The sequence below is a fragment of the Candidatus Saccharimonadia bacterium genome, assembly GCA_035544015.1.
Taxonomy (GTDB): Bacteria; Patescibacteriota; Saccharimonadia; order UBA4664; family UBA4664; genus UBA5169.
Genome location: DATKIP010000032.1, coordinates 1 through 1,984, shown reverse-complemented (window position 1 = coordinate 1,984; position 1,984 = coordinate 1). Strand labels below are relative to the sequence as shown.

2 protein-coding genes are annotated in these 1,984 nt (G+C 61.8%); both read right to left on the bottom strand.

Features of this window, described 5'->3' with window-relative positions:
• Nucleotides 1–252: 252 nt before the first annotated feature.
• Nucleotides 253–1,659 (bottom strand): ISNCY family transposase, encoded by a 1,407-nt coding sequence (locus VMT30_02290; protein HVQ43770.1) that lies wholly within the window; start codon nt 1,657–1,659, stop codon nt 253–255.
• Between the two features lies 1 nt (nt 1,660).
• Nucleotides 1,661–1,984, bottom strand: a 324-nt coding sequence (locus VMT30_02285) for a DUF6788 family protein (GenBank protein ID HVQ43769.1), incomplete at its 5' end; no start/stop codon positions are given.

Below are 1,984 nucleotides of genomic sequence, written 5' to 3'. Positions count from 1 at the left end.
GAGAGGCGTCTACGACCAAGTCGTCGTAAAGCAGAAGTTCGACGTAGTTTTTAGGCACACAAAATGACGGGCTGAATCTCTGCGCGCGGTTTCTTCGTGAAGGGAAATAGAACCGATTGGTATGAAGCGGCTGCGGCTAGTTACTTTCCGGCGCAAAATTAGCAATCTGGATTGTTGCCGATGAGGTGCGCAAAGCAAGACGGGCTGGCGGCAGGGGTTATTTGAGAGGCTGATTGGTTGAGGAGCCGGCGCTTAGGGCGCTGCCCGCTTTTCCATGGCACGGCCGATGTTGATGATGTTGTCGGCGATCATGCCGAGCCCGACCCAACGCTTCATTCCGGCGTCGCCCTTGTATCGGCAGCGGTTGAGACCGTGCCGCCGCTTGGAGACGCTGATGCGTCCCTCGCAGCCGGTCCGCCACTTCTGGCCGTTGCGGAACCAGCGCTTCCTTTGCTCACGCTTGCGCTCGGGACTCTTGGTCGAGCGGTTGGGAATGCAGACGCGTTTTACGCCCTGGGCTCTCGCTGCTGCCTCGTTCTTGGCGGAGTAGAATGCGGCATCCGCTGCCACCATGTGCGGCGGACGCCCCAGCATTGCTCGATGCGTCTCGATGGCGGCAATCAGCAGGTCCGAATCGCTCGGACGCCGATCATAGACCTCGTAATCGATCACGATCTGGTCCTCGGCCTCCTGCAACTTCACCATCTTGCCGAACTCGTTCGGCTTGCCGGCCTTGCCCTTGCGAATGATCTCCGTCGATGGCTCGAACACGCTGAGGAGCTTGCCTTCGGTGTGCGTGTCGCCGCGGAAGATACGCGCCCTCGTCTGCTTCATCACTTGCTTGACCAACGGCACCATCGCGTCGAGCTCTTGGCGCAGGCCTTCGAGCGCCAATTGTTGCAGAACGCTCCTGGCGCGCTTCGTTCCTCCAACAATTTCTTTGGAGAACCGCTTTGCCTGTCCAACCACTCGGCTGGTCGCATTGAGCAGCTTGCCATAGGCTCGATTGAGCCTTTCTCGGCTCTGCTTGGCTCTGGAGCGCGCCGCCCGGGCGATGTCCAGGACCCGCAGCTTCACGCTGCGTCCGCGGTCGCACAGCTTGGCGCCAGTCTCTCCGGCGATCTTGCTGATCCTTTTCATGGTGCGGATCAGAACTCGCACGCCGTCGCCCAACAAGCTTGAATCCGTCGGATAGTGCACATTGGTCTCCACCACGGTGGTGTCCACGCGCATTCTGCGCCCTGCCGCCAACCCGTGGGCCTGAGCCAGCTTCACAAGCCTTTGGTGAATCTGCTTGACCACTTCGGGCCCCACCGCCACGCCCCAGCGTCCCATCGTCTTTGCATCCGGCATCTTGCCGGCGCCGACGCGAGTGAAGTCGCGATACACCAGATTGGCGCGCACCTCGCGCTCGAGCACTTGGTAGCTCCAGTTGCGGATGTGCTTGAGTATCAGTAGCCGCAGCACCACCTCGGCTGGGGCACCGCGCCGGCCGCGGCTGCGGCTCTTGGCATGTCGTCTTGCCAGAGCCTCGTACACGGCCGCGACGATGTCCTGATCCGCCAGCACCGCGTCGGCGTGTTTCATCCAGTCTTCGCGAAGATCGCTCACTTCCTCGGCGATCAGCCCGTCGCCGAAGCTGAGCTGCGCCCGCCGCATCTCAATCATGCTGCTTCCTCCGCCTCTTCGATGCGGCCTCCGGACGCAGCAGCTCATGATTAAGCTCGCAAACGGTCTCAATCGCCTCCTTCAGGTCCTGATAATTGCTCAGCCAGCGGCGCACCTCGGCAACCCGCTCGCGCCGCACGCTGAGCTGGCGCGTACGTCCTCCCGGGTAGGTCACCGTCAAGACAAACACGTGATGCCCTTCGCCACGCGCGCATTTCGGGCATCCTTTGGTGTGACGGATGGTGCGTTCCAGCAGCGAGCCGCGCAGCAACTCGCCCGTGATCGGCAATTTGCCGACCAGCTTCTGGCGCGCTCG